This window comes from Pseudomonas sp. AC255 (assembly GCF_979258175.1).
The window spans coordinates 5073704-5097299 of record NZ_OZ409841.1 but is presented as its reverse complement, the minus strand read 5'-3'; the positions used below and the strand labels follow the sequence as shown (position 1 = coordinate 5097299).

Here is a 23596-nt window from a genome sequence, read left to right as displayed (position 1 = left end):
GCCCCTCACCCTAACCCTCTCCCAGGGGAGAGGGGACTGATCCAGCTGTTTATGCTGGATACATCGACCTGAAATTTCGAGCCGACCTCAGGTTGGAAAAGCATGAAGATCTGCTCCCTTTCCCCCTCCCCCTCAGGGAGAGGGCTGGGGGTGAGGGGGCTTTTGATCTTGGTTCAATCCGGCTGAAACGGCGAAGCACTGAGGATCACCCCGGTCTCTTCTACATACCGCTGCCAATGCCCGATCAGGTCAGTGAGTTTCTGCGGCTGACTCAACGCCAGATCATGAATCTCCCCTGGATCATTCGCCAGATCATAAAGCTGCCAGGTCGCTGGCCCGACCGGCCCGGGGATCCATACCGCTTTCCACGAGCCCTGGCGAATCGCCCGGCGTCCGAACAATTCCCAACCGGTGACCGTATGCTCGTCATGCACCTGCGCGGTCTCGCCGGACAGGAAGCCCAGCCACGACTTGCCGCGCAGTGGCGCCACGGCTTTGCCTTTCCACTGTTTGCCCGGATGCCGCACGCCAGCCAGATCGAGAATGGTCGGGGTGATGTCCATCACCGTGCCGAAACCATGGCTGATCTGCCCTTTCAGCGGCAATTGTGGATAGTGCAGCAGCGCCGGCACGCGGATCCCGCCCTCGGTGGTGAAAGCCTTGAACAAGCGTGACGGCGCGGTTGCCACTTGCGCCCAGTTCGGCCCGTACCAGACGTAGGAATTGGCCCGGCCGATGTTGTCGAGGCTGTTGTCGTAATGCTGGTTGAGGTAGGTCATCAGCTCCGGGCCGAATTTGGGGAACGCTTCCAGCAGCGCGCCTTCGGCACCGTTGTCGGACATGAACAGGATGAAGGTGTTGTCGAGCTGGCCTTGCTGGCGCAGGTAATAGACGACCCGGCCGATGTTCCAGTCCATGCGCTCGACCATCGCCGCGTAGACCTCCATGGCTCGTGCGGAAATCTGCCTTTGTTCATCGCTCATCGCGTCCCACTGCGCGCTGAGCTGAATCAGCGGGTGCGGTTCGACGTCTGCCTCGATCAGACCCAGTGCCTTGAGTTTTTCCAGGCGTTCGAGGCGCAGCACTTGTGGGCCGGCGTCATAGCGGCCACGGTATTTCTCGACGATCTCGGCCGGTGCCTGCAGCGGCCAGTGCGGCGCGGAGAAGGGCAGGTAAGCGAAGAACGGCCGGGTCTGATCGCGTTCCTTGAGGTACTGCAGCAGCTTGTCGCCGAAGGCATCGGAGGAATAGAAATCCTTCGGCAACTCGTCAACAAACTGATCGTCCTCGATGTACAGCGCCGGGGTGGATTTCAGCAGGCCCGGCGTTTGCTCATCGTAGGTCGGCTCGAAACCATAGTGGTTGGCAGCGCCCGGCAACAGTGAAAACGAGCGCTCGAAACCGCGCGCATGGGGCGCCAGTTCAGCCTTCAGACCCAAATGCCATTTGCCGCTCATCAAGGTTTGATAGCCGGCCTCGCGCAGCAGCTCGGGCAGGGCGACGACGCGGTCATTCAGGTAGCCTTCGTAGCCAGGTTTGCCGATCAGTTCCGGGGTCAACGCTTCGGCCATGGTGCCGATGCCGGCGATGTGGTGATCGGTGCCGGTCAGCAGCATCGAGCGCGTCGGCGAGCAGGTCGGTGCGGTGTGGAAATCGGTCAGGCGCAGGCCGTTCTCGGCCAGCGCATCGAGGTTCGGCGTAGCGATTTCGCCGCCGAACGCACCGATGTCGGAAAAGCCTAGGTCGTCGGCCAGAATCACTAGAAAGTTGGGACGTTGCGGCATCGCGAAACTCCTGTTCAGCAGGCAATGAACGTCAGCGGCAGATCGCGGATCTGCACCGGTGCGCTCGGTTGGTAATGGTCATCACTGGTCAGCTCGTGCAGCAGTTCTTCGCGCAGCTGATGAAAGTCGTAACTGCTGCGCTGGCGCGGGTGCGGCAGGGCGATGTCGACCACTTGCTTGATCCGCCCCGGACGCGGCTCCATCACCACCACGCGATCGGCCAGAAAAATCGCTTCCTCGACATCGTGGGTCACCAGAATCGTGGTGATCTTTGCTCGTTCGCGGATTGCCAGCAGTTCGTCCTGCATTTGCTGGCGGGTCAGTGCGTCGAGGGCGCCGAAGGGTTCGTCGAGCAACAGGATTCGCGGGCTGGCGACGAGACCGCGAGCAATCGCCACGCGCTGCGCCATGCCGCCGGAGAGTTGATGCGGATAGGCCGCGGTGAAATCGCTGAGGCCGACCAGCTCGATAAAGTCTTTGATGCGTTGTTGTTTCTGCGCTCCGCTCAGCGGTTCATTGACCAGACCGAGGCCGATGTTGTCGGCGACCGTCAGCCACGGAAACAGACGATGTTCCTGAAAGACGATACCGCGCTCGCCGCCGATGCCGCTGACGGCCTTGCCATCGACACTGATCTGTCCGCGAAACTCGGTGTCGAGGCCGACCAGCAAACGCAGCAAAGTGGATTTGCCGCAGCCGCTGGAGCCGACGATGGCGACGAATTCGCCCTCGGCAATGTCCAGGTTGAATTCGCGAATCGCCTCCAGTTCGAAACCGTTGACGGCGAAGGATTTGCCTACGTGGTTGAAGCTGACAATCGGTGCGTTCATGCGTGTCTCCAGCGGGTCGCGCGAATTTCCAGGCGTTGGCCGATCAGGTTGAGCAGGGCGCCGGTGAGGCCGACAAGCAGCATGCCGGCCATGATCAGATCCATGCGCAACAGCTGCTGCGCGCCGATCATCTGGCTGCCGATGCCGCCATTGGACGGCATGAAATATTCAGCGCCGATGGTGCCGAGCCAGGCGTAGATCAGGCTCAATCTGAGCCCTGCGAAAATCCCCGGCGCAGCACCGGGAAGGACCAGTCGACGCAGGCGCTGGCCGAGGCTCAGGCGCAGCACTTGCGCGGCTTCGTTGAGTTGCGGCGAGAGGTTGGCGACGCTGCGCTGGGTGGCGACGAACAGCGGAAAGAAAGCAGCGAGGGCGACAAAGACCCACTTGGCCAGTTCGCCGAGACCGAACCACGCGGTGAGCAGTGGCACCCAGGCGAAAATCGCAATCTGCCGCAGTGCGGCGAGTGTCGGGCCGAGCAGGCGTTCGCTGAAACGCGACAGGCCGAGGAGCAAGCCCAGGGCGAAGCCGAGGCCGCCACCGATCAGCAAGCCGCTCAGGGTGCGGCTCAGGCTCAGCGCCATGCCGTTGACCAGCGTGCCGTCGAGCAATCCGTCCCATGTCGTGCTCAGCACAGCCGCAGGGCTGATCAGAATATTCGCGTCGACCCACTGCTGATCATTGGCCGTTTGCCAAAGCGCCAACAAGCCCAGCGGCAACAGCCACGGTTGCAGGCGTTGCCAGCCCTGATAGCGCGGGCCGCGAGTGATTTGCGCGGTGGCCGGGTGCGGCCAGTGCACCAGTCTGCGGTCGAGAAGGCCGATGCCGCGATCCATGGCCACACCGATCAGACCGATGACCACGATGCACACGAACACGATGTCGAGCATGAACAGCTGCCGCGCCCAGACCATCAGATAGCCGATGCCTTCACTGGAGGCCAGCAGCTCGACCGCCAGCAACGAGGTCCAGCCGGCGGCGAGTGCCAGGCGCACACCGGCCATGAACGCCGGCAACGCCGCTGGGAGCACCAGACGCCGAATCAGCAGAAGCGGCGGCAGGCGCAGCACGGCGGCGGCTTCGCGCAGTTTCGGTTGCGCATCGCGCACACCGACCAGTGTGTGCAAGGTCACCGGCACCACAATGGCCTTGATCAGCACCACCAGTTTCAGCACTTCGCCGATGCCGAAGAACACCATGAACAGCGGAATCCACGCCAGCGTCGGCACCTGCGCCAATCCAGCGAATGTCGGAAAAACCAGGCGCTCCAGACGTCGACTGAAACCCAGTGCGGCGCCAAGCACCGCGCCGGTCGAAACGCCTGCCAACAAACCCCAGAACAACCGTTGCAGGCTGATCCACAAATGACTCCACAACTCGCCTTGGGCCAGTTCCACAGCGCTGCTCCACACCAGCGATGGCGCCGGCAGGATCTGCTCGCTCATCCACTGATTGCGCGCGGCCAGCCACCACAGGACGAACAGGCTGACGGGTAGCAGCCAGGGCAACAGGCGTTGATTCAGGCTCGGCCAGGTGCGACGGCTTTTCAGCGGCGGCGCGGCCAGCGGCAGGCTGAGCAGAGATTGACGGGCCATGGGTGACCTCCGTTGTCGGGTTGCATGGCGAACCGCTTTTCATGTGGGAGCGAGCCTGCTCGCGAATGGCTGTTTCAGGCAGCACTGATGTCGGCTGGTATGGCCTATTCGCGAGCAGGCTCGCTCCCACACTGGGTTTCGTCATATATGAAACTGATCTAACAAAGTTGCGTTCGATGCTATCGGGAGATAAGCGAATCCATTTAAGGCTTGCCTGCTTACGCGCATCCAATGCATTCGAAGAATATTTTCGATGCTGTTAATGCATATCGCGCTGCACGCCGCACAACCACTTGCTTAGCTCATAAAGATATAAAAATGTGAATTTTTAGTATTTAAGCGAATGTAGCCAGTCAGCCTACTTTCGGCTCCTCAGCGATCAAGGAGCCGCACCCATGAACCTTCCCTTCAAACGAATCCTCAGCCTGTTTGCCGTCCCCGCGCTTGCAGGCTTTCTCGCGCTTGGCGCCCAAGCCGAGGAGCTCAAGGAAATCCGCATCGCCGTGCCCGACCTCAGCGCCGGTACGCAGCACAGCGGCGGCGGCATCGTCGATGTGCTGCACGATCAGCAGATCTTCGAAAAGGCCTTCGCCGAGCAGGGCATCAAGATCCAGTGGAGTTTCTTCAAGGGCGCCGGGCCGGTGATCAATGAGGCGTTTGCCAATGGGCAGGTCGATCTGGCCTATCTCGGTGATCTGGCCGCCATCATCGGCAAGTCCAACGGTCTGGACACGCGCCTGCTCAGCGCGACGGCGCGTGGGGTCAAGCAATACCTCGGCGTGGTGCCCGGCTCGGGGATCAAGACCTTGCAGGATCTCAAGGGCAAACGCGTGGCGATCTTTCGCGGGACGGCGACGCAGCTGTCGTTCGATGCGGCGCTCGCCAGTCAGGGCCTGAGCGAGAAGGATCTGAAGGTCATCAATCTGGATTTCAACGCGGCGGTTTCGGCACTCGCGGCCAAGCAGATCGATGCCTCGTGGGGCAGCTCCGCGCTGAGTGCCTTGCAAGCCAAAGGCCTGGCGGAATTGCCGCTCAACACCAAGGACCTTGGCGGCGCTGGCAGCGTGCAGGCGGTGCTGCTGGGTAATGGCAAGTTTGTCGACGCCCATCCTGAGGTCATTGCGAAACTGCTCAAGGCGCAGCAGCAAGCGGTCGAGTGGCTGACGCAGGACAGCAACAAGGACGCCTATGTGCAGCTGGTATCAGGGCTGGCCAGTTATCCGCCGGTGATTCTTGCTCAGGATCTGAAGGATCAGAATCTCAGCGAGATTTTCCCGTCGACACTGGATCCGGTGTTCTTGAGCGGCCTGCAAGACAAGGTCGACCTGGCGGCGCAGCAGAAGCTGATCCGCAAGCCGTTCAAGGTCAGTGATTGGGTGGCGCCTGAACTCTCAGCCGCCAAGCTTTAGATCTCCAGCGTCTTCGCTGCCCTCTTCGCGAGCAGGCTCGCTCCCACATTGGATGTGTACACAGGTCCTGTGTGGGAGCGAGCCTGCTCGCGAAAGGGTTTCAGACAGCGACGCTGACGTCCTGCCGATCCAACGCGATCAACGTCTCGATCATTGCCCTCGCTGCTGGTGATAGTCGAAACCCGGTGCGGCTGACGATGCCGCAGCGCGCGTTCATCGTTTCGAGGTTCTGCGGCAGGTTGCGCCAGTGCAGCAGCACCAGCGAGCCCTTGGCGACATCCTCGGCAAACGCCTCCTCGGTACCGACACCTATCGCATTGGATTGCAGCACCACTTTGACCAGTGCCGGAAAGTGCTCGGTCTCGATGGTCGGCGAGAAATCGATGCGCCCGCTCAGGTTCGCCAGCAGCTTGCGAATGCCCGGCGGGATCAGTGTGGCGGCCAGCGGGTAGTCGAACATGTCGTTGGTCGACAGGCTTTCCTTGGCCAGCAACGGATGCCCCGGTCGGCAGAAAAACACGCCGCGCTTGGGCGTCAGCGGTTGCGTCTGGAAATTCGGGTCGGACTCGAAATGGCGGATGTCGGCGATGAAGAATTCGATCTCTTCGCGGCTCAGCGCACGGCTGAGTTTTTCCCAGTTATCCACTTGAAAACAGGTGCGCACTTTCGGGTGCGCATTGATGAATTGCGCCACCGCATCCGGCACCAGTTTCACCGCGGGTGCCGGGCCGCAGCCGAAGTGCACCTCGCCAGCGTCGAGCTTGGTCATCTGCGTCACTTCGGCGCTGAGCAAAGCTGCGCCCTGCACCAGGCTCAGGGCGTGTTGCAGCACCACCTGGCCTTCGGGCGTAGGGCGCAGATCCTTGTTGCCGCGATCGACCAGCACGCAACCGAATTCCTGCTCCAGCCCCTGAATGCTGCGGCTGAACGCCGGTTGAGTGATGCCCATGGCGTCTGCCGCACGGACAAAACTGCGGTGTTCGTTAAGGGCGATGAAGTAGCGCAACTGGCGAAGATCCATATGCTTTTCCGGCATCCTAAAAATAGCTCGAAGGCATTTGCGACGAGGGTTGCTTGAGGTTTTAAATGCAAGCTCTTATTCCGTCAACGAAGCATGTGATTATCTATTAGATGTAAATGGAATATAGATAGAGCGTTGTTTCGCTGCCGTCAAAACCGCAAGCCGTCGATGAGGGTCTTCCCATGAGCAATGCCGCACTCGCTGTAAAACCCGTTTCTCACGCGCTGGAAATTCACCCGGTGGCCGGTCGTATCGGTGCCGAAATCCGCGGCGTTCACCTGTCCGGTGAGCTGGACGCCGCCACTGTCGAAGCCATCCAGCAAGCCTTGGTCGAATACAAAGTGCTGTTCTTCCGCGAGCAGACGCAACTCGACGATCAGCGTCAGGAAGCCTTTGCCCATCTGCTTGGCGAACCGGTGGCGCACCCGACCGTGCCGGTGCGTGAAGGCACTCGCTACCTTCTGGAGCTGGACGGCGCCGAGGGCCAGCGCGCCAATTCCTGGCACACCGACGTGACCTTCGTTGATGCCTATCCGAAAGCATCGATCCTGCGCTCGGTGGTTGCGCCGGCATTCGGCGGCGATACGCTGTGGGCCAACACCGCGACCGCTTACAGCGGTTTGCCGAGCGAGCTGCGTGAGCTGGCCGACAAACTGACCGCTGTGCACAGCAACGAGTACGACTACGCCGGGGCGAAGCCGGACGTCTCGGCAGAGAAGCTGGAGCGCTATCGCAAAGTCTTCACCTCGACCGTCTACGAAACCGAGCACCCGGTGGTGCGCGTGCACCCGATCAGCGGCGAGAAGAGCTTGCTGCTGGGGCATTTCGTCAAACGCATCAAAGGTTATTCACAGGCCGATTCGGCACACCTGTTCGGCTTGCTGCAGAGCCATGTGATCCGCCAGGAAAACACCGTGCGCTGGCGCTGGCAGGCTGGAGATGTGGCGATCTGGGACAACCGCTCGACGCAGCATTACGCGATTGATGATTACGGCAGCCAGGATCGCGTGGTGCGCCGGGTGACGCTCAAGGGCGAGGTGCCGGTGGGGGTGAATGGGCAGCGCAGCCAGACCATCAAAGGTCGTGATTGAAGATCAAGAGCCCCTCACCCCAGCCCTCTCCCAGAGGGAGAGGGAGCCGACCGAGTTATCTAGCGTTATGCATCGACCTGAAAGACCTTATCGATTATGGATTCGGTGAAGCTGGATCAGGTCGGTGCACCTCTGAAATATCCCCCATTCAGTCCCCTCTCCCTCCGGGAGAGGGTTAGGGTGAGGGGCTCTTCCCGCTACCAAACACCAATCTGAACAACCTTCTCGGTTTCCGGTTCGCCATAACGAAACCGCTGCCCGCGCAAATCGATCTCCGGATGGCTGATCGTCGTCCGCCGCTTCAACCCCCTCATCCACTCAAACAGATATCCGGCATGCTCCTCGCGCACCGCCGCGTATGCCGGGTCCTCACCCAGATCATTCAGCTCCTGCGGATCATTCAACAGATCAAACAGCTGCGGTCTAAACCCGTCGTACGCCAGGTATTTCCAGCGCTCGCTGCGCACCATGGTCATGCGGCAACGGTCGATCGGCTGGCCGAGACGTTCCCGCGCCGGGGCCTGGAAGGCGTAGTCGTATTCGCTGATTGCATAGCGGCGCCAATCGGGATTTTCCCCGTGCAGCAACGGGATCAATGAACGCCCTTCAAGCCGATGCTCTGCTGCCGGCAATCCCAGTGCTTGAAGAAATGTCGGCAGCGCATCGATGGTTTCTGCCAAGCGCTCATCGACAGTGCCGCGAGTGACATCCGCCGCCCCCCGAGGATCGCGCACGATCAACGGCACACCCACCGCCTGCTCGAGCAAAAACTCCTTCTCGCCGAGCCAATGATCGCCGAGGAAATCGCCGTGATCGCTGGTGAACACGATCAACGTGTCATCCCAGCGCCCGTTTCTCTGTAGAAAATCGAACAGTCTCCCCAACTGATCATCCACTTGCTTGATCAGGCCCATGTAGGTGGGGATTACATTCAATCGTACTGAATCGCGGGAGAAGTTGCGGCTTTCCTCATGTTGGCGAAAGGCAGTGTATACGGGGTGTTTGCTGGCTTCGGAGAGCGTCGCGCGGATCGGTTGCAGAATCGATTTCGTACTGTACAAGGCGTGGTATGGCGCCGGTACGATATAGGGCCAGTGCGGTTTGATGTACGAGAGGTGTAAACACCAGGATTTTTCGCCTTGCTCAGCGATGAAGTCGATGGCCCGAGTTGTAGTGTAGACAGTCTCTGAGTGTTGCTCGGGAATTCGTGCTGGCAAATTCGCATGACGCATTTTCCAGCCGCTGAGGATTTCACCGTTCTCGCCTTCGGCGGCATTCGCCCAGTCGTGCCAGGGATTCTTGCCATCGAAGCCCTGCGCGCGCAGGTATTGGGTATAGGGCGCGGATTCGCGCTTGTCGTCGAATGACGGATCGTCGGGGTAGATGCCGTCGTGGCGCAGGTACGGTTCGAAGCCGACCTCATTGAGCAACTCGGCTTGCGCGCTTTGCGGGTTGATCGCCAGCCGCTGCAAGGCGTCGACATTGGCCGTCGCATGGGTCTTGCCGACCAGCGCGGTGCGGATGCCGTGAGGTCGCAGGTAATCGCCGATCGTCAATTCATCCAGCGGCAACGGCACCGAGTTCCAGGCCACTTGATGGCTGCTGACATAGCGCCCGGTGTAGGCCGACATCCGCGACGGGCCGCAGATCGTACCTTGGGTGTAGGCACGGCTGAAACGAACGCCTTCGGCAGCGAGGCGATCGATGTTCGGTGTGTGCAGATACGGGTGTCCGTAGCAGGACAGGTAATCGCGGCGCAGTTGATCGCACATGATGTACAGCACGTTGCGCACGGGGTTGGATGGGGTGGGCATGGAGTTCACCGGTCAGTGGGACAGGTGAGGGTTTTCGCTGTCGGTGAGGGTGTTCGGCAAGTGCATTTGGGGAATGAGTTTTATGCAGGGTATGCATTGGTGCCTGCGCTGCCGCTATCGCCGGCAAGCCAGCTCCCACAGGTAATGGGGGGTTCACATTATTTGTGCTCGGCGTGAACCATGTGGGAGCTGGCTTGCCAGCGATAGCGGTGGATCAGACAGCGAGATTCTGCAGCGAACAAACCTCCTCATCATGCTGATCAATCTCTTTGATCTGCTCGATCATCGCTTCGGCTAACGGTGACAACCGATACCCGGCGCGGCTGACAATCCCATAGCGGGTGTACAGCTCCTCCAGATCATCCGCCAGGCCTTCGATCTTCAAACAGACCAGCTCACCCTTGGCCAGATGCAGCGCATCGGAATACGCGCCGACAATTCCGATCGCCTCCGAACGCAGCACCACGCTCAACAGCGTCGAACCGTTTTCGCATTCCACATTCGGGGTGAAATCAGGGCGGCCGCTGAGGTCGACGATGACCTTGCGCAGGTTCGGCGGGCGAATGCTTACGGCCAGTGGATAACTCAGCAACTGCTCGGCGGTGATGCGCTCGAACGCCGTCAGTGGATGCCCGGCGCGGCAGCAGAAATACCATTTGCGCGCCCGCAGGCGGTGGGTCTGGTAATCCGGGTCGGCCTCGAATTGCCGGGTATCGGCGACGAAAAATTCGAACTCTTCGCTGAGCAGGCGTTTGCTCAGGCTCTGCCAGTCATCGACCAGAAACTGCACCCGCGCTTTCGGGTAGCGACCAATGAATGCGCCGATCGCGCGCGGGATCAATCCGGCGGCTGGCGCCGGCCCGCAACCAAAGCGCAATTCCCCGGCCTCGAGGCCATTGAACTGGCTGATCTCATTGGCCATCTGCTGTGCACCGCTGACCAGTCGCCGCGCATGTTCGAGCAGCACCTGGCCCTGTTTGGTCGGCGGCAATTCCTTGCGCCCACGGTCGACCAACTGGCAGCCGACGCTGTGTTCCAGTGCTTGGATGCTGCGGCTGAATGCCGACTGCGACAGGTTCACCGCCTGCGCGCCAGCGACAAAGCTGCGTTGCTCAACCAGAGCGATGAAGTGACGCAATTGGCGCAAGTCGATATGCATTTTTCACATAAAAAATATCCGGGAAATGCATTGGATATGCATTAGGTCGACTCCTTATAAAGGCAATCTCTTATGCAGTAAATATTTGTAAATCCATAAATAAATAACTTAAAAGAATATGCAGCACTGAAGATGTCTGTGTGTTTTTTGACCAGGAGCCGCGCCATGAGTCCGTTGAATCTCGCGTTACCCCCATCTCCCCGACGGCTCAAACGCCTGCCTTTGGCGCTGTTGCTGGCAGGCAGCGCCAGCTGGACTCACGGCTATGCCGCCGAAGCCGAAACCCCTCCGCCCGTCCCCGCAGACACAGCGGCGGCCAACGGTTCGCAGCTGGAAACCGTGACCGTCACCACGCGCCGCCGCGAAGAAAGTTCGCAAGACGTGCCGACGCCAATGAGCGTGGTCAGCGGGCAGAATCTGGAGACGCAGCGGGTTTACCGGATTCAGGATTTGCAGCAACTGGTGCCCAGCGTCAACGTCGCTTACATGCATGCGCGGCAGTCCAGCGTGTCGATCCGTGGCCTCGGTAACAACCCGGCCAGTGATGGCCTGGAAGGCAGCGTTGGCCTGTACATCGACAACGTTTATCTGGGCCGTCCGGGTATGGCAGTGTTCGACTTGATGGATATCGAGCAGCTTGAGGTCTTGCGCGGGCCGCAGGGCACGCTGTTCGGCAAGAACACCACCGCCGGGGTCATCAATATCAGCACCCGCGCGCCCAGTTTCACGCCTGAGCGCAGCATCGAAACATCGGTCGGCGAGGACGGTTATTTCCAGACCAAGGGCACGATTTCCGGGCCGCTCAATGATGAGTTGGCCGGACGTTTTTCCGCCTATCGCACGCGCAGTGACGGCGACATCAAGAACGAATATGACGGCCACGACCTCAACGGCGGCTCCCGCGAGGGCTTCCGCGCGCAGCTGTTGTTCAAGCCCAATGAAAATTTCAATCTGCGCTGGATCGGCGATTACAACGAAGAAGATTCCAGTGCCGGCACCCGCGTGCTGTACAACACCGGGCCGACCATCAACGGCGTCAATCTGTATGAATCGCGGGCCAGCGCGGCCGGGGCGACGCTGGTCAACGGCCGGCATCGCAAGGTCAATCTCGACAATGACCAGCACGTCACCGTGCATCAGGGCGGCACTTCAGTGGAAGCCAACTGGACGTTGCCGAGCGACTTCACCCTGACGTCGGTCAGCTCTTATCGTTTCTGGAATTTCACCCCGCGCAACGATGACGGCCTCAATGTGCCGGCCAGTTACAACGCCGGTGTGTCGGTGGAAGACAAACAGTACTCGCAGGAATTTCGCCTGGCCTCGCCCAAGGGCGAGTTCTTCGATTACGTGGTCGGCGCCTACTATTTCGGCTCGGACCTGGACAACAAATCCTTCGCCTATTACGGCCCGCAAGCGGATATCTGGAACGGCACGCCGGCAGGCGCCCTGGCCAACGTCAGCAGCGTCGGCAACGGCCATATCAAGACCGACAGTTTCGCCCTGTTTGCCCAAGGCACCTGGCACCTGAGCGAGCGGCTGGATTTCACCGCCGGGGTGCGTGGCACCTACGAGGAGAAAAACGCCTCGGTCGGCCGCAACGCGCCGGTCGGCGGTGTAGCTGTGGCCGGTGCGGCAGCCAATGCGCGTCGCGGCCGTGCCGGCGTCTACGATTCCGGAGACTTGAATCAGTACAGCTCCAGCCCCTCGGGACTGCTCAACCTGAGCTATCGCATCACCGACGATGTGCTCGGTTACGCCACGCTGTCCCACGGCGAGAAATCCGGCGGGGTCAACCTTGCGGTCGGCTCCGCACCTACCGCTGGCGCCGACTCGTTATTGATCGGCACCGAGCGCGCCAACAACGCCGAACTCGGCTTCAAAAGCACCCTGTGGGATCGCCGCCTGCAACTCAACGCCAACGTGTTCTGGACCCAGGTCAACGCTTACCAGACCAACGCCTACGACGCCGCCAACCGCGTGCAATACCTGACCAACGCAGGCTCGGTGCGCTCGCGCGGCATCGAGTTCGAAAGCACCTTGGTGCCGCTGCGTGGCCTGACCCTGAATTTCAACGGCTCCTATAACGACGTCAGCTACCTTTCGTACAAGGATGCGCCATGCCCGCCGGAAGTCAGCCAGGCCCCGGGTGCGCCGGCCTCCTGCGATCTCAGCGGCCATCAAGTGGTCGGCGCGTCGAAATGGATCGGCAACGCCAACGGCGAATACAAATGGAATCTGGATAACGGCTTCGAACCCTACGTCACCGGCAGCTATGCGTTTCGCTCCAAAGCGGTGGGCACGGTCGAGGATTCCGATTACGGGCAGATACCCAGTTACGCGGTGGTCAACCTTTCCACCGGCCTGCGCGGTGATTTCAATCAGGGCCAGTGGGATGTCTCGCTGTGGCTGAAAAACGCCTTCGACAAAACCTACTACACGACTCTGTGGACCGGCGGCAACGGCGGCTATGAAGGCCTGCTCGGCACCCCGCGAACCCTCGGCGTTACCGGTCGCTACGACTTTTAATTGAGCTTTCAAGGCGCTGACCTGGACATGGCCGTTCAACCAATCCTCAGCGGCGCCGGCAAGCAGACGCAGCTGATCGACAGCGACGGCGGCAATCGCGCCTAACATCGGCATTCAGCGAACCAAAACCAGCCTTTTAAGGCGTTAACGGATGCCGTAGCCGAATACTTTTCATGCCGTAAAAGCATGGCGTTTATGGCAGATCGCTGCAGCCCTTGTAGTGCGCGGCTTCGGTAAAAACGGACGATTTGTATATTCCTTGAAGGCCTATGGATAACGTTAAAGATTACTTTCGGTGATAAGCGTCCACAGCCAATGATTGCCCCATCGACTACGCCGTGGGGGCTTCAAGAATGGCGGGTCGATCGCTTTGGCTCGTAGAACGGAAAGAGACCGCAGGGAGTTGAACAATGGGCAATGTCCAGACCGCCGCCAGCGCAGGGGAATTGCTCTGGCGGCACACGCCGAGTGGCGAACTGGTCGATCTTGGCCGGCCGCACCGGGTGCCGTTGGGGCAGTTGCGTTTGCAGCGTGCGCCCAAGGGCATTTTGAGTCGGCGCGAAACCCTTCTGCTCGGTGTGCTCGCGTTGATTGTGCACGGTGCGGTGATTTATTGGGTCAGCCAGAAACCGACGCCGGTGCTGCCGGTGGTACCGCCGGAAATTCCGCCGATGACCATCGAGTTTTCACGCCCGGCTCCGCCCGCGCCGCCGGTTGTGGTGGCGCCACCACCGGCGCCCGTGGTCGAGCCGCCACCGCCAGTGGAGGACGAGTTGGCGGTGAAACCGCCGCCGCCCAAGCCGATCGCCAAACCCAAACCGGTGGTGAAACCGCCGCCCAAACCGGCGCCGAAGGCAGTAGAGCAACCGCCAGCGCCAGCGAAACCCGCAGCCCCGGTCGCCGCTCCAGCGCCTCCTGCGCCACCGGCACCGGCGCCTGTTACTCCGGCTTCAGCCAACGCTGCGTATCTGAAAAATCCGGCGCCGGAATACCCGTCGCTGGCCCAGCGGCGCGGTTGGGAAGGCACGGTGTTGTTACGGGTGCATGTGTTGGCCAGCGGCAAGCCGGGCGAGATCCAGATTGCCAAAAGCAGCGGCCGCCAGCAGCTTGACGACGCTGCGCTGAATGCTGTGAAGCGCTGGAGTTTCGTTCCGGCCAAGCAGGGTGATGTCGCCCAGGACGGCTGGGTCAGCGTGCCCATCGATTTCAAGATTCATTAAACCGCAACCAAATTCGCGCGAAATGTTTACACGAGGGAACACATCATGACGTTACTGGCATCTCCACTGGAATCCATCGAAAGCGCGGTGATCTGGCTGCTGGTGGTTTTTTCCGTCGCCACCTGGGGCCTGGCATTGCTTAAGGCCGTGCAGTTCGGTCGTCTGAAGGCGCAGGACCGGCGCTTTCACAAACGTTTCTGGGCGGCGTCGAGTCTGGATGCCGCCGCCGAGCTGAGCGAAACCCAGCCCGGCGCCGCAGCGCGAGTTGCGCAGGCCGGTTACGCAGCAATCCAGGTGGGCGAGGCGCCGCAGGCGAGTGATCTGAGCCAGGCGATCAACCATCAGGATCGCCTCGAGCGCGCCTTGCGCCAGCAGATCGTCCGCGAGCGGCGCTCGCTGGAAACCGGTCTGGCAGTGGTCGCGAGTATTGGCAGCACCTCGCCGTTCATTGGTCTGTTTGGCACGGTGTGGGGAATCATGGAGGCCTTGAAAGGCATCAGCGCCGCCGGTTCGGCGAGCCTGGAAACGGTGGCCGGCCCGATCGGTGCGGCACTCGTCGCGACCGGCGTGGGGATCGCCGTCGCGGTGCCGGCGGTGCTGGTTTACAACTATTTTTTGCGAAGGCTGAAACTGACCGCCGCGGATCTGGATGACTTCGCCCACGACTTCTACAGCCTGGCGCAGAAGAGCGCGTTCCGCGTGCTGATCCACCCGACCGCACACAAAGTGGCAACGTCGGGCAACGCGGCAAAAGTGAAGGAGGCGTCCTGATATGGCCTTCTCCACGCAAGACACGGATGAGGTGCTCAGCGAAATCAACGTGACGCCGCTGGTAGACGTGATGCTGGTGCTGCTGGTGGTGTTTATCGTCACCGCGCCGCTGCTGACCAACGCGATCCCGATCAACCTGCCGAAGACCGAAGCGGTGGCACCGGTCGAGCAGAAGGATCCGCTGGTGGTGAGCATCGACGGCGTCGGCAAACTGTTTATCAACAAGGACGAGATTCAGCCCGACTTGCTCGAATTCAACCTCAAGTCGGCCAAAGCCAAGGACCCTGAGGTGCGCGTGCAATTGCAGGCCGATGACGGGGTGAATTACGGCGAAGTGGCGCGTGCCATGGCTTCGATCGAACGGGCGGGGATTACCAAGTTGTCGGTGATCACCGCGCGGTGACAGATTTTCGTTTTTCCGGGGCCGTCTCCTTGGCAGGGTGCGGCCCTTTTTTTGCGTTCAGTTTTTGAAAAGCCCCTCACCCTAGCCCTCTCCCGGAGGGAGAGGGGACTGACCGGGTTGTCTGGCGGCTATACACCGATATGAGAAATCCAGTCGAACTCAAGATTTGAAGAGCCTGAAGATCAGCCCCTTTCCCCCTCGCTCCTTGGGGGAGAGGGCTGGGGTGAGGGGAAGAATCTCACGCCCTACACAGATCACATATTCGATACAGGTCTTAATAAATAGCTTCTTATTCCTTAACGAATATAACTCCTCTCCCTATACTCGACCCGGAACAGACACGACGCAGGAGAGCTTCCCCATGCGCAACGAATCAATCCGCTACCTGATTGTGCCGGGCTGGCAAGGATCGCCAGAAGATCATTGGCAAAGCCATTGGCAGAACAGCCTGCCGAACAGCGCACGGGTGGAACAGGCCGATTGGCTGACGCCGCGCCGTGAGGACTGGGTCGCCGCGCTGGCTGAAGCGATTGCCGCCGACAGCACGCCAGTGATCCTCATCGCTCACAGCCTCGGTTGCATCACCGTTGCCCACTGGGCGGCGACAGCGCCGTTGCAATACCTGCGTCAGGTGCGCGGGGCGTTGCTGGTTGCGCCGGCCGATGTCGAGCGTCCTGCATGTGCGCCGGCACTGCGCAACTTCGCACCGATTCCGACCGATCTGTTGCCATTCCCCAGTCAGGTCGTCAGCTCCGACAACGACGCCGCCGTCAGTGCCCCGCGCGCGCTCGAACTGGCACGCAACTGGGGGGCGGAGGCGGGGATTCTTGCCGGTGCCGGGCACATCAACGTCAAGTCCGGGCATCAGCGTTGGGAGCAGGGTTTCGCCTATCTCTATCGCCTGCAAAACCGCCTGGAAGACCACGCCCGCCGTCGCGCCTGATCTAATTTTTCAACGCCCCCGTCGGCTGGCGGTTTTGGGCGGGAGCCTGCCATGAGTTTTGAAACCTTCGGTCAGCCCTTGCTGACCTTTCCCGATGCGGAAAAAGCCCTCTGAGCATTCGCGCCAAGGCCCTGGTGTTCGTCGACCCACGCTCACGGCAATTGCGCGAGGAGTTGGAGCAGTTGGCTCCGCGTTCGATTTCAGTGTTGATTCGCGGTGAGACTGGCACCGGTAAAGAGCTGCTCGCCCGGCATATCCATCGCGCCAGTGACCGCAGCGGTCTGTTCGTTTCGGTGAACTGCGGCGCGATCAGCCCGACCTACGCCGACGCCGAACTGTTCGGCTACGCCGCCGGCAGCTACAGCGGTTCGGCCAGCAGCCGCGCCGGCTGGTTCGGTTCGGCCAACGGCGGCACCTTGTACCTGGATGAGATCGGCGACCTGCCGCTGCCTATCCAGGTCAAGTTGCTCGCGGCATTGGAAAACCACGAAGTCACCCGCGTCGGTGCGCATCAGCCGAGCCCGGTGGATGTGCGCCTGGTGGCGGCGACCAGCATCGATCTGGCCCAGGCCGTGGACGCGGGAAAATTCCACGAGCGTCTCTATCACTATCTCAGCGAGGGTCATCTGGAGCTGCCGGCGTTGCGCGCGCGGACCGGCGACATTCTCTCGCTCGCCGAGTATTTCCTTGGCATCTACAGCCAGCGTCTTGACCTGCCCGTACCGCTGATCAGCGAAGCGGCGCAACATGTGCTCGAACAACACAGTTGGCCGGGCAACACTCGCGAACTGGAAAACGTCATTCACTTTGCCCTGCTGGTCAGCACCGGCGACGAGATTCTGCCGGAACATCTGAATCTGCCGCCGGTGCTGACGCAGATCGAAAGCCAGATCAAACAGATCCTGACCACCGGCTCCCCGCTGACCAAGCCGCGCTCAAGCAATTGCTGGCGAACATCAAACTTCTGTAGGAGCTGCGGCACGCTGCGATCTTTTGATCTTCAGCTGTCTCAAAGCCTTGAAAATCAAAAGATCGCAGCCTTCGGCAGCTCCTACAGTTGAGGTAGAGCTGTATGAACAAAATGGAATATGAAGCTGAATAAACGTTATTGTCCGGGAATAAAAAATCCGGGTATTGTCCGCCTCACGCCAGCGATATCACTTCACTGGCACACGTATTAAATGCCGTCGTCGATGACGACCGTGATTTTCGATAAGGACACTGCATGAAAAAGGTTCTGTTGTTTACCGCATTGGCGGCTGCGCTGACGGCTTCTTTCGCCAACGCCGGCGAGAAACTGGTGGTTGCCGCAACGCCGGTGCCCCACGCTGAAATCCTTGAACTGATCAAACCGACCCTGGCCAAAGAAGGCGTCGATCTGGAAATCAAGGTCTTCACCGACTACGTGCAGCCGAACGTACAGGTTGGCGAGAAGCGTCTGGACGCCAACTACTTCCAGACCCTGCCGTACCTGAACAGCTTCAACCAGGGCAAATACAAGGACGACAAGTCCAAGTACCTGGTGACCGTGCAGGGCGTCCACGTTGAACCGTTCGGTGGTTACTCGAGCAAGTACAAAACCTTGGCTGAACTGCCGGATGGCGCCACCATCGCCATCCCGAACGAAGGCAGCAACAGCGGCCGTGCGCTGATCCTGCTGCAGAAGGCCGGTCTGATCGAACTGAAAGATCCGAAAAACGCTCTGGCAACGCCGAAAGACATCGCCAAGAACCCGCACAACTTCAAGTTCAAGGAACTGGAATCGGCGCTGCTGCCGCGCGTGCTGAAAGAAGTTGATCTGGACATGATCAATACCAACTACGCGCTGGAAGCCAAGCTCAACCCGCAGAAAGATGCGCTGGTGATCGAGGGCGCTGACTCGCCGTACGTGAACTTCCTGGTGGCCCGTGAGGACAACAAGAACAGCGACGCGATCCAGAAACTGGCCAAGGCGCTGACCAGCCCGGAAGTCAAAGCCTTCATCGAGAAGAAGTACAGCGGCGCGGTATTGCCGGCGTTCTGATCTGACTTGAGTGAATCCGCTTCAGACGTGAAAACGCCGATGGCCAGTGATGGTCATCGGCGTTTTTGTGTGTCTTGAAAAGCCCCTCACCCTAGCCCTCTCCCAGAGGGAGAGGGGACCGATTGGGGGATGCTGTAGAGGCCCGCCGACCTGTTCGTGCGTCGCTGAATCCATAATCGACTCGGTTCGTCAGGTCGATGTACGACGAAAGACACCACGGTCGGCCCCCTCTCCCTTCGGGAGAGGGTTGGGGTGAGGGGCTTTCGACTTACGCTGTAGTCTTCAACGCCCGGCGCAACGCCCTGAGCAATTTCACAATGTCCTGCGGATCCAGCCGCTGCGGCACTTTTACGTCCATGTCTTTCTTCCTTGTGGTGAATGGGCCGGAGAGTCTGGCCAAAAGCTGTGGTTCCTTGGAGGTCTTTCCTGAAAAAAAGATCCGTCCTACAGCGCAAGGAAAAATAGCCGTCTTATTCCTTCCCGGCAAACCCATAGATAGTTTTTTGGGTGATATCAATATGCTTTAAAGGTATTTAAATTATGGTTTTTATACCTATAAAGTCAGTGCCTGCCGGACGGCCATCCGCCGTCCATGGATTGCATCATCGCCGCTTACCAAGCAGCGTCAGGACGCTTCATGACTTTCGACTACGCCTTTATCCTCAGCACTCTGCCGGCTTTTCTCAAAGCAGTCGGCGTGACTCTGCAGGTCGGTTTGATTGCGATCGCCACTTCGCTGCTGGTGGCGCTGCTCAACGCGACGATTCTGGTGTTTCGCACGCCATACCTGCAAAAACTGGTCGGCCTCTACGTAGAGCTGGCGCGCAACACGCCGTTGCTGATTCAACTGTTCTTCGTCTACTTCGCGTTGCCGACAGTGGGGATCCAGGTTTCCGGTTTCACTGCGGCAATCATCACCATGACTTTCCTTGGCGGCGCCTATCTCACCGAAGTGCTGCGCGCCGGCGTCGATGCGGTGCCCCAGGCACAACTGGAATCCGGGCAGTCGATTGGCCTGTCCCACGGCCAGTTGCTGCGCTATGTGATCCTGCCGCAGGCGGGGATCCTCAGCCTGCCGTCACTGTTCGCCAATTTCATCTTCTTGCTCAAGGAAACCACTGTGGTCTCGGCGGTAGCGGTGCCGGAAATCCTCTACACCACCAAAAGCTACATCGCGCTCTATTACAAAACCTACGAAATGCTCGCCGTTCTGACGCTGATCTGCGTGCTGCTGTTCTTGCCGATGTCGCTGTTGCTCAGCCGTCTGGAAAGGAGGCTCCAGCATGGCCAGTTCGGGTCTTGAGTTGCTGTGGATATCGTTGCCGCAACTGGCAAAAGGCGCCGGGCAAACGTTGTCGATCTCGTTTCTGAGCATCGCCATCAGCACGATCGGCGGTGTGTTCTACGGTGTGTTGCGCACGTTGAACGTCACGTGGCTGAACGCGATTCTGTGCATCTATCTGGAGCTGTTCCGGGCAATTCCGGTGCTGGTCTGGTTGTATCTGCTGTTCTTCGGTCTGCCGATTTTCTTCGGCCTGAGCCTGCCGAGCTTCTGGTGCGCGGTGCTGGTGCTGTCACTGTGGGGCGCCAGCGAAGTTGGCGAGGTAGCGCGCGGTGCGCTGCATTCGTTGCCGCGCGGACAGCGTGAAGCTGGGGTGTCGATCGGCCTCAATGCAGCTCAACTCTATGGCTACGTGCTGCTGCCGCAAGCGCTCAAGCGCATGACGCCGCCGACCATCAACGTCTACACGCGGATCATCAAGACCAGTTCCCTGGCGGTGCTGATCGGCGTGGTGGATGTGATCAAGGTCGGCCAGCAGATCATCGAGCGCACCTACGAATCGGTACTGATCTACGGCGCATTGTTCCTGTTTTTCTTTTTCATCTGCTACCCGCTCTCGGCCGCTTCGCGCGTGCTGGAGCGGCGCTGGACGCAAGCATGAGCGCACTGATCGAGTTTCACGGGTTCAACAAATTCTATGGCGCGCAGCAGGTGCTCGATGGCATCGACCTGCAAGTGCAGAGCGGCGAAGTGCTCGTCATTCTTGGTCCCAGCGGTTGCGGCAAAAGCACCTTGCTGCGTTGCCTCAATGGTCTGGAAGAGGCCCACAGCGGCAGCCTGAAATTCCTTGACCGCGAGCTGTTGGACAAGACCACTGACTGGCGCGAAATCCGTCAGCAGATCGGCATGGTGTTCCAGAGTTATCACCTGTTCCCGCACATGAGCGTGCTCGACAATCTGCTGCTCGGCCCGCTCAAGGTGCAGAAGCGCCAGCGTCGCGAAGCGCAGCAGCAGGCCGAAGCCTTGCTTGAGCGTGTCGGCCTGCTGGACAAGCGCGATGCTTTCCCGCGTCAGCTCTCCGGCGGCCAGCAGCAACGCATCGCCATTGTCCGCTCGCTGTGCATGAACCCGCGGGTCATGCTCTTCGACGAAGTCACCGCCGCCCTCGATCCGGAAATGGTCAAGGAAGTACTTCAAGTCATTCAGGGCCTGGCCCGCGAAGGCATGACCCTGTTGATCGTCACCCACGAAATGGCCTTCGCCCGCGCGGTGGCCGACCGCATCGTGTTCATGGATGCCGGGCGCATCCTCGAACAGAACCCGCCCGAGATTTTCTTTACGAACCCGCAAACCGCACGCGCGAAGCAGTTTCTGGAGAAGTTCTCCTTCGTTGCCACATCGCCAGAATCGAATCCGAAAAAGGAACTGGAACTGCTATGAAAACTGCCGCTTTGTTACTGCCCCTGCTCAGCCTCGCCCTGCTTGCCGGTTGCGGTAAGACGGAAGAGCCACCAAAGCCGAAAGCCAGCGAAAGCGCCGCGCCCTCGGGTTATCTGGACAAGATCAAGGCCCGCGACAAATTGATCGTTGGTGTATTTACCGACAAGCCCCCGTTCGGTTTCGTCGATGAGGCCGGGCGTTACGTCGGCTTCGACACCGACATTGGCCGGCGCTTCGCCAAAGATCTGCTCGGCGACGAAAACAAGGTCGAGTTCGTCGCCGTCGAGCCGGCCAGTCGCATTCCGTTTTTGCAGAGCGACAAGGTCGACCTGATCCTCGCCAACATGACCGTCACCCCGGAGCGCAAGGAAGCGGTGGAATTCACCAACCCGAACCTCAAGGTCGCCGTGCAGGCGCTGGTGCCGCAGGGCAGTTCAGTGAAAAAACTGGATGATCTGGCGACGCGCACCACGATTGTCACCACTGGCACCACCGCGGATATCTGGCTGACCAAGAACCACCCGGACTGGAAACTGCTCAAGTTCGAGAAAAACTCCGAGTCGCTGCAAGCCCTGGCCAATGGTCGTGGCGATGCCTATGCGCAGGACAATCTCGTGCTGTTCAGCTGGGCCAAGCAGAACCCGGGGTATCGCGTGCTTGAGGAAAAGCTCGGAGCCGAGGCGCCGATTGCGCCGGCAGTGAAAAAGGGCAATCTCGAGTTGCGTGATTGGGTCAACAGCGAATTGGCCAAATTGGGCGAGGAGAAGTACCTGCTCAAGCTGTATGACCAATATGTGCGCAAAGAACTGAGTGATGACACCCGACCCGAGAGTGTGATTGTTGAAGGGGGCCAGTGGCAGGGGTGATTGCCTGTTGATCGTTCCCACGCTCTGCGTGGGAATGCCTCCAGGGACGCTCCGCGTCCAGTGACGCAGAGCGTCACGGGCTGCATTCCCACGCAGAGCGTGGGAACGATCGAATGGGCTAGTCTGGCCACTGCCACGCCGGCTCATCCAGCACCCGCTGCCCGACGATCCCGGTTTGCCCCAGCGTCTTCTCCAGCACGATGCAATTGCATTCCGGGTCCTCCTGCAACGCCGAGATCAAACGCCGTGCATGGGATACGACCCACACCTGACACTGCTCCGAAGCGCGAATGATCAGCCGCGCCAGCGCCGGCAGCAGGTCCGGGTGCAGGCTGGTTTCCGGTTCGTTGAGCACCATCAGCGATGGCGGTCGTGGGGTCAGCAGGGCGGCGATCAGCAGCAGATAACGCAAAGTGCCGTCCGACAGTTCTGCCGCTGACAGCGGTCGCAACAAGCCTTCCTGATAAAACTCGATAGCGAAACGGCCACCGGCCAACAATGCGATATTCAGCCGCGCGCCGGGAAACGCATCGCTGATCGCCGCGCTCAGTGCTTGCGGATCGCCAATCTCGATAATTGTCTGCAAGGCCGCCGCCAGATCGCGGCCGTCGTGGTGCAGCACGGGCGTGCGAGTGCCCAGTTGCGGCTGACGCACCGGTGCGTCGGCATCGCTGCGAAAGTGATCATAAAAGCGCCAGCGCCGGATGAATTCGCGCATCTGAAACACTTCCGGCGAGCTGCGCAGATTGCCGACCTGATCGAACAGGCTGTCGAAGTTCGGCGTGTGTTGCGCCAGCACATCCCAGGCGCGACCTTCGCGGGCGCGGATCATCGGGCCGTTGCGGTCGACCAGCAGGCTTGCCGGGCGAAACACCGGGCCGGCCCAGATGCACTCACGCTTGATTTCCGGGTCGAGGAAAAGCATGAAGTGCTCGGCTCCGGCAGGCCCAGGCCGATGGCGTAACTGAAATCCTCGCCGGCGAATCCCAAGCGCAACCTTTTCACGCCTTGGCGCACCGTCGGCTCGATCGCCACCTCACCGTTGCGCATGCGCCGGCTGATGGTTTCCGGCCCGGCCCAGAACGTCGATTCCAGCCCGCCCTCACGCGCCAGTGCATTGACCACACCGCCCTGGGCGGTTTCCGCCAGCAGGCGCAAGGCGCGGTAGAGGTTGGACTTGCCGCTGCCGTTTGGCCCGGTAATCAGGTTCAGGCGCCCGAGCGGAATCACCAGTTTGTTGATCGAGCGGTAATTGGCCACCGCCAGGGTGTTGAGCATGAAATCCTTCTCCGGGTCACTGCGATACGCGGGCAGCATACCTTTAATGAGATAAATCTGGTGTTGGCGTCCGCAACCGTGGAACCCTGTTCTAAGCTCTGAAGTCGTATCGTCTCGACAGCAGCATTTAAGGCCAAGGAG

18 protein-coding genes and 2 pseudogenes are annotated in these 23596 nt (G+C 60.2%); 13 read left to right on the top strand and 7 right to left on the bottom strand.

Annotated features, from left to right (window positions below; genetic code table 11):
• Nucleotides 1–173 precede the first annotated feature (173 nt).
• The 3 genes from ACZZ0K_RS22970 to ACZZ0K_RS22960 are packed head-to-tail and all read right to left on the bottom strand — an operon-like array spanning nt 174 to nt 4209.
• Nucleotides 174–1784, bottom strand: a complete 1611-nt coding sequence (locus ACZZ0K_RS22970) for an arylsulfatase (RefSeq protein ID WP_258707435.1) — start codon at nt 1782–1784, stop codon at nt 174–176.
• 14 nt (nt 1785–1798) lie between these two features.
• Nucleotides 1799–2614, bottom strand: coding sequence for an ABC transporter ATP-binding protein (locus tag ACZZ0K_RS22965; protein ID WP_041477445.1), 816 nt, complete (start codon nt 2612–2614; stop codon nt 1799–1801).
• Nucleotides 2611–4209: an ABC transporter permease gene (locus ACZZ0K_RS22960; protein ID WP_258707436.1), complete on the bottom strand. Its 1599-nt coding sequence runs from the start codon at nt 4207–4209 to the stop codon at nt 2611–2613. The genes ACZZ0K_RS22965 and ACZZ0K_RS22960 overlap by 4 nt, the downstream gene beginning before the upstream one ends.
• A gap of 395 nt (nt 4210–4604) precedes the next feature.
• Between ACZZ0K_RS22960 and ACZZ0K_RS22955 the strand changes: the two genes are divergently transcribed.
• A complete protein-coding gene (locus ACZZ0K_RS22955; RefSeq protein WP_258707437.1) occupies nt 4605–5618 on the top strand; it encodes an ABC transporter substrate-binding protein in 1014 nt (337 codons plus the stop codon).
• A gap of 100 nt (nt 5619–5718) precedes the next feature.
• Here the strand turns inward: ACZZ0K_RS22955 and ACZZ0K_RS22950 are convergent, their stop codons facing one another.
• Nucleotides 5719–6639, bottom strand: coding sequence for a LysR family transcriptional regulator (locus ACZZ0K_RS22950; RefSeq protein ID WP_095181123.1), 921 nt, complete (start codon nt 6637–6639; stop codon nt 5719–5721).
• A 182-nt stretch (nt 6640–6821) separates the two neighbouring features.
• Here ACZZ0K_RS22950 and ACZZ0K_RS22945 point away from each other — a divergent pair, with 182 nt between their 5' ends.
• Nucleotides 6822–7730: a TauD/TfdA dioxygenase family protein gene (locus ACZZ0K_RS22945; RefSeq protein ID WP_463559402.1), complete on the top strand. Its 909-nt coding sequence runs from the start codon at nt 6822–6824 to the stop codon at nt 7728–7730.
• Between the two features lie 197 nt (nt 7731–7927).
• Here ACZZ0K_RS22945 and ACZZ0K_RS22940 read toward each other — a convergent pair whose 3' ends face one another.
• Together ACZZ0K_RS22940 and ACZZ0K_RS22935 are read right to left on the bottom strand one after the other, a co-directional pair.
• The gene (locus ACZZ0K_RS22940) at nt 7928–9544 is read right to left on the bottom strand and encodes an alkaline phosphatase family protein (protein WP_258707439.1); all 1617 of its coding nucleotides are present in this window, start codon (nt 9542–9544) and stop codon (nt 7928–7930) included.
• A 214-nt stretch (nt 9545–9758) separates the two neighbouring features.
• The gene (locus ACZZ0K_RS22935; RefSeq protein WP_258707440.1) at nt 9759–10703 is read right to left on the bottom strand and encodes a LysR family transcriptional regulator; all 945 of its coding nucleotides are present in this window, start codon (nt 10701–10703) and stop codon (nt 9759–9761) included.
• Nucleotides 10704–10868: 165 nt separating this feature from the next.
• Between ACZZ0K_RS22935 and ACZZ0K_RS22930 the strand changes: the two genes are divergently transcribed.
• The 11 genes and pseudogenes from ACZZ0K_RS22930 (at nt 10869) to ACZZ0K_RS22880 (ending at nt 22177) form a co-directional block, all read left to right on the top strand.
• Nucleotides 10869–13229, top strand: coding sequence for a TonB-dependent receptor (locus tag ACZZ0K_RS22930; protein ID WP_236168244.1), 2361 nt, complete (start codon nt 10869–10871; stop codon nt 13227–13229).
• A 410-nt stretch (nt 13230–13639) separates the two neighbouring features.
• Nucleotides 13640–14449, top strand: coding sequence for an energy transducer TonB (locus ACZZ0K_RS22925; protein ID WP_252879223.1), 810 nt, complete (start codon nt 13640–13642; stop codon nt 14447–14449).
• A 45-nt stretch (nt 14450–14494) separates the two neighbouring features.
• Nucleotides 14495–15220, top strand: a complete 726-nt coding sequence (locus tag ACZZ0K_RS22920) for a MotA/TolQ/ExbB proton channel family protein (protein WP_252882984.1) — start codon at nt 14495–14497, stop codon at nt 15218–15220.
• 1 nt (nt 15221) lies between these two features.
• Complete coding sequence (locus ACZZ0K_RS22915; RefSeq protein ID WP_056787038.1) at nt 15222–15623, top strand: ExbD/TolR family protein; 402 nt, start codon at nt 15222–15224, stop codon at nt 15621–15623.
• Between the two features lie 361 nt (nt 15624–15984).
• Nucleotides 15985–16566, top strand: a complete 582-nt coding sequence (locus ACZZ0K_RS22910) for an alpha/beta hydrolase (protein WP_041477456.1) — start codon at nt 15985–15987, stop codon at nt 16564–16566.
• 51 nt (nt 16567–16617) lie between these two features.
• A pseudogene (locus tag ACZZ0K_RS22905) lies at nt 16618–17536 on the top strand (sigma 54-interacting transcriptional regulator).
• Nucleotides 17537–17791: 255 nt separating this feature from the next.
• Nucleotides 17792–18589, top strand: coding sequence for a MetQ/NlpA family ABC transporter substrate-binding protein (locus ACZZ0K_RS22900; protein WP_016772222.1), 798 nt, complete (start codon nt 17792–17794; stop codon nt 18587–18589).
• A 637-nt stretch (nt 18590–19226) separates the two neighbouring features.
• Entirely contained in the window at nt 19227–19892 is a 666-nt protein-coding gene (locus ACZZ0K_RS22895) for an amino acid ABC transporter permease (protein ID WP_256811112.1), read from the top strand.
• Nucleotides 19873–20532, top strand: coding sequence for an amino acid ABC transporter permease (locus ACZZ0K_RS22890; protein WP_256811114.1), 660 nt, complete (start codon nt 19873–19875; stop codon nt 20530–20532). Before ACZZ0K_RS22895 ends, ACZZ0K_RS22890 begins: the two co-directional genes overlap by 20 nt.
• Nucleotides 20529–21311, top strand: coding sequence for an amino acid ABC transporter ATP-binding protein (locus tag ACZZ0K_RS22885; protein ID WP_256811116.1), 783 nt, complete (start codon nt 20529–20531; stop codon nt 21309–21311). The genes ACZZ0K_RS22890 and ACZZ0K_RS22885 overlap by 4 nt, the downstream gene beginning before the upstream one ends.
• Nucleotides 21308–22177, top strand: coding sequence for a transporter substrate-binding domain-containing protein (locus ACZZ0K_RS22880; RefSeq protein WP_258707442.1), 870 nt, complete (start codon nt 21308–21310; stop codon nt 22175–22177). The genes ACZZ0K_RS22885 and ACZZ0K_RS22880 overlap by 4 nt, the downstream gene beginning before the upstream one ends.
• Nucleotides 22178–22295: 118 nt before the next feature.
• Here ACZZ0K_RS22880 and ACZZ0K_RS22875 read toward each other — a convergent pair.
• A pseudogene (locus ACZZ0K_RS22875) lies at nt 22296–23455 on the bottom strand (AAA family ATPase).
• Between the last annotated feature and the right edge of the window lie 141 nt (nt 23456–23596).

Coding starts and splice junctions, on each gene's coding strand:
- ACZZ0K_RS22915 (WP_056787038.1), top strand. CDS start 15,222: ATGGCCTTCTCCACGCAAGACACGGATGAGGTGCTCAGCGAAATCAAC.
- ACZZ0K_RS22935 (WP_258707440.1), bottom strand. CDS start 10,703: ATGCATATCGACTTGCGCCAATTGCGTCACTTCATCGCTCTGGTTGAG.
- ACZZ0K_RS22880 (WP_258707442.1), top strand. CDS start 21,308: ATGAAAACTGCCGCTTTGTTACTGCCCCTGCTCAGCCTCGCCCTGCTT.
- ACZZ0K_RS22965 (WP_041477445.1), bottom strand. CDS start 2,614: ATGAACGCACCGATTGTCAGCTTCAACCACGTAGGCAAATCCTTCGCC.
- ACZZ0K_RS22950 (WP_095181123.1), bottom strand. CDS start 6,639: ATGGATCTTCGCCAGTTGCGCTACTTCATCGCCCTTAACGAACACCGC.
- ACZZ0K_RS22885 (WP_256811116.1), top strand. CDS start 20,529: ATGAGCGCACTGATCGAGTTTCACGGGTTCAACAAATTCTATGGCGCG.
- ACZZ0K_RS22925 (WP_252879223.1), top strand. CDS start 13,640: ATGGGCAATGTCCAGACCGCCGCCAGCGCAGGGGAATTGCTCTGGCGG.
- ACZZ0K_RS22945 (WP_463559402.1), top strand. CDS start 6,822: ATGAGCAATGCCGCACTCGCTGTAAAACCCGTTTCTCACGCGCTGGAA.
- ACZZ0K_RS22955 (WP_258707437.1), top strand. CDS start 4,605: ATGAACCTTCCCTTCAAACGAATCCTCAGCCTGTTTGCCGTCCCCGCG.
- ACZZ0K_RS22890 (WP_256811114.1), top strand. CDS start 19,873: ATGGCCAGTTCGGGTCTTGAGTTGCTGTGGATATCGTTGCCGCAACTG.
- ACZZ0K_RS22970 (WP_258707435.1), bottom strand. CDS start 1,784: ATGCCGCAACGTCCCAACTTTCTAGTGATTCTGGCCGACGACCTAGGC.
- ACZZ0K_RS22940 (WP_258707439.1), bottom strand. CDS start 9,544: ATGCCCACCCCATCCAACCCCGTGCGCAACGTGCTGTACATCATGTGC.
- ACZZ0K_RS22910 (WP_041477456.1), top strand. CDS start 15,985: ATGCGCAACGAATCAATCCGCTACCTGATTGTGCCGGGCTGGCAAGGA.
- ACZZ0K_RS22900 (WP_016772222.1), top strand. CDS start 17,792: ATGAAAAAGGTTCTGTTGTTTACCGCATTGGCGGCTGCGCTGACGGCT.
- ACZZ0K_RS22895 (WP_256811112.1), top strand. CDS start 19,227: ATGACTTTCGACTACGCCTTTATCCTCAGCACTCTGCCGGCTTTTCTC.
- ACZZ0K_RS22920 (WP_252882984.1), top strand. CDS start 14,495: ATGACGTTACTGGCATCTCCACTGGAATCCATCGAAAGCGCGGTGATC.
- ACZZ0K_RS22960 (WP_258707436.1), bottom strand. CDS start 4,209: ATGGCCCGTCAATCTCTGCTCAGCCTGCCGCTGGCCGCGCCGCCGCTG.
- ACZZ0K_RS22930 (WP_236168244.1), top strand. CDS start 10,869: ATGAGTCCGTTGAATCTCGCGTTACCCCCATCTCCCCGACGGCTCAAA.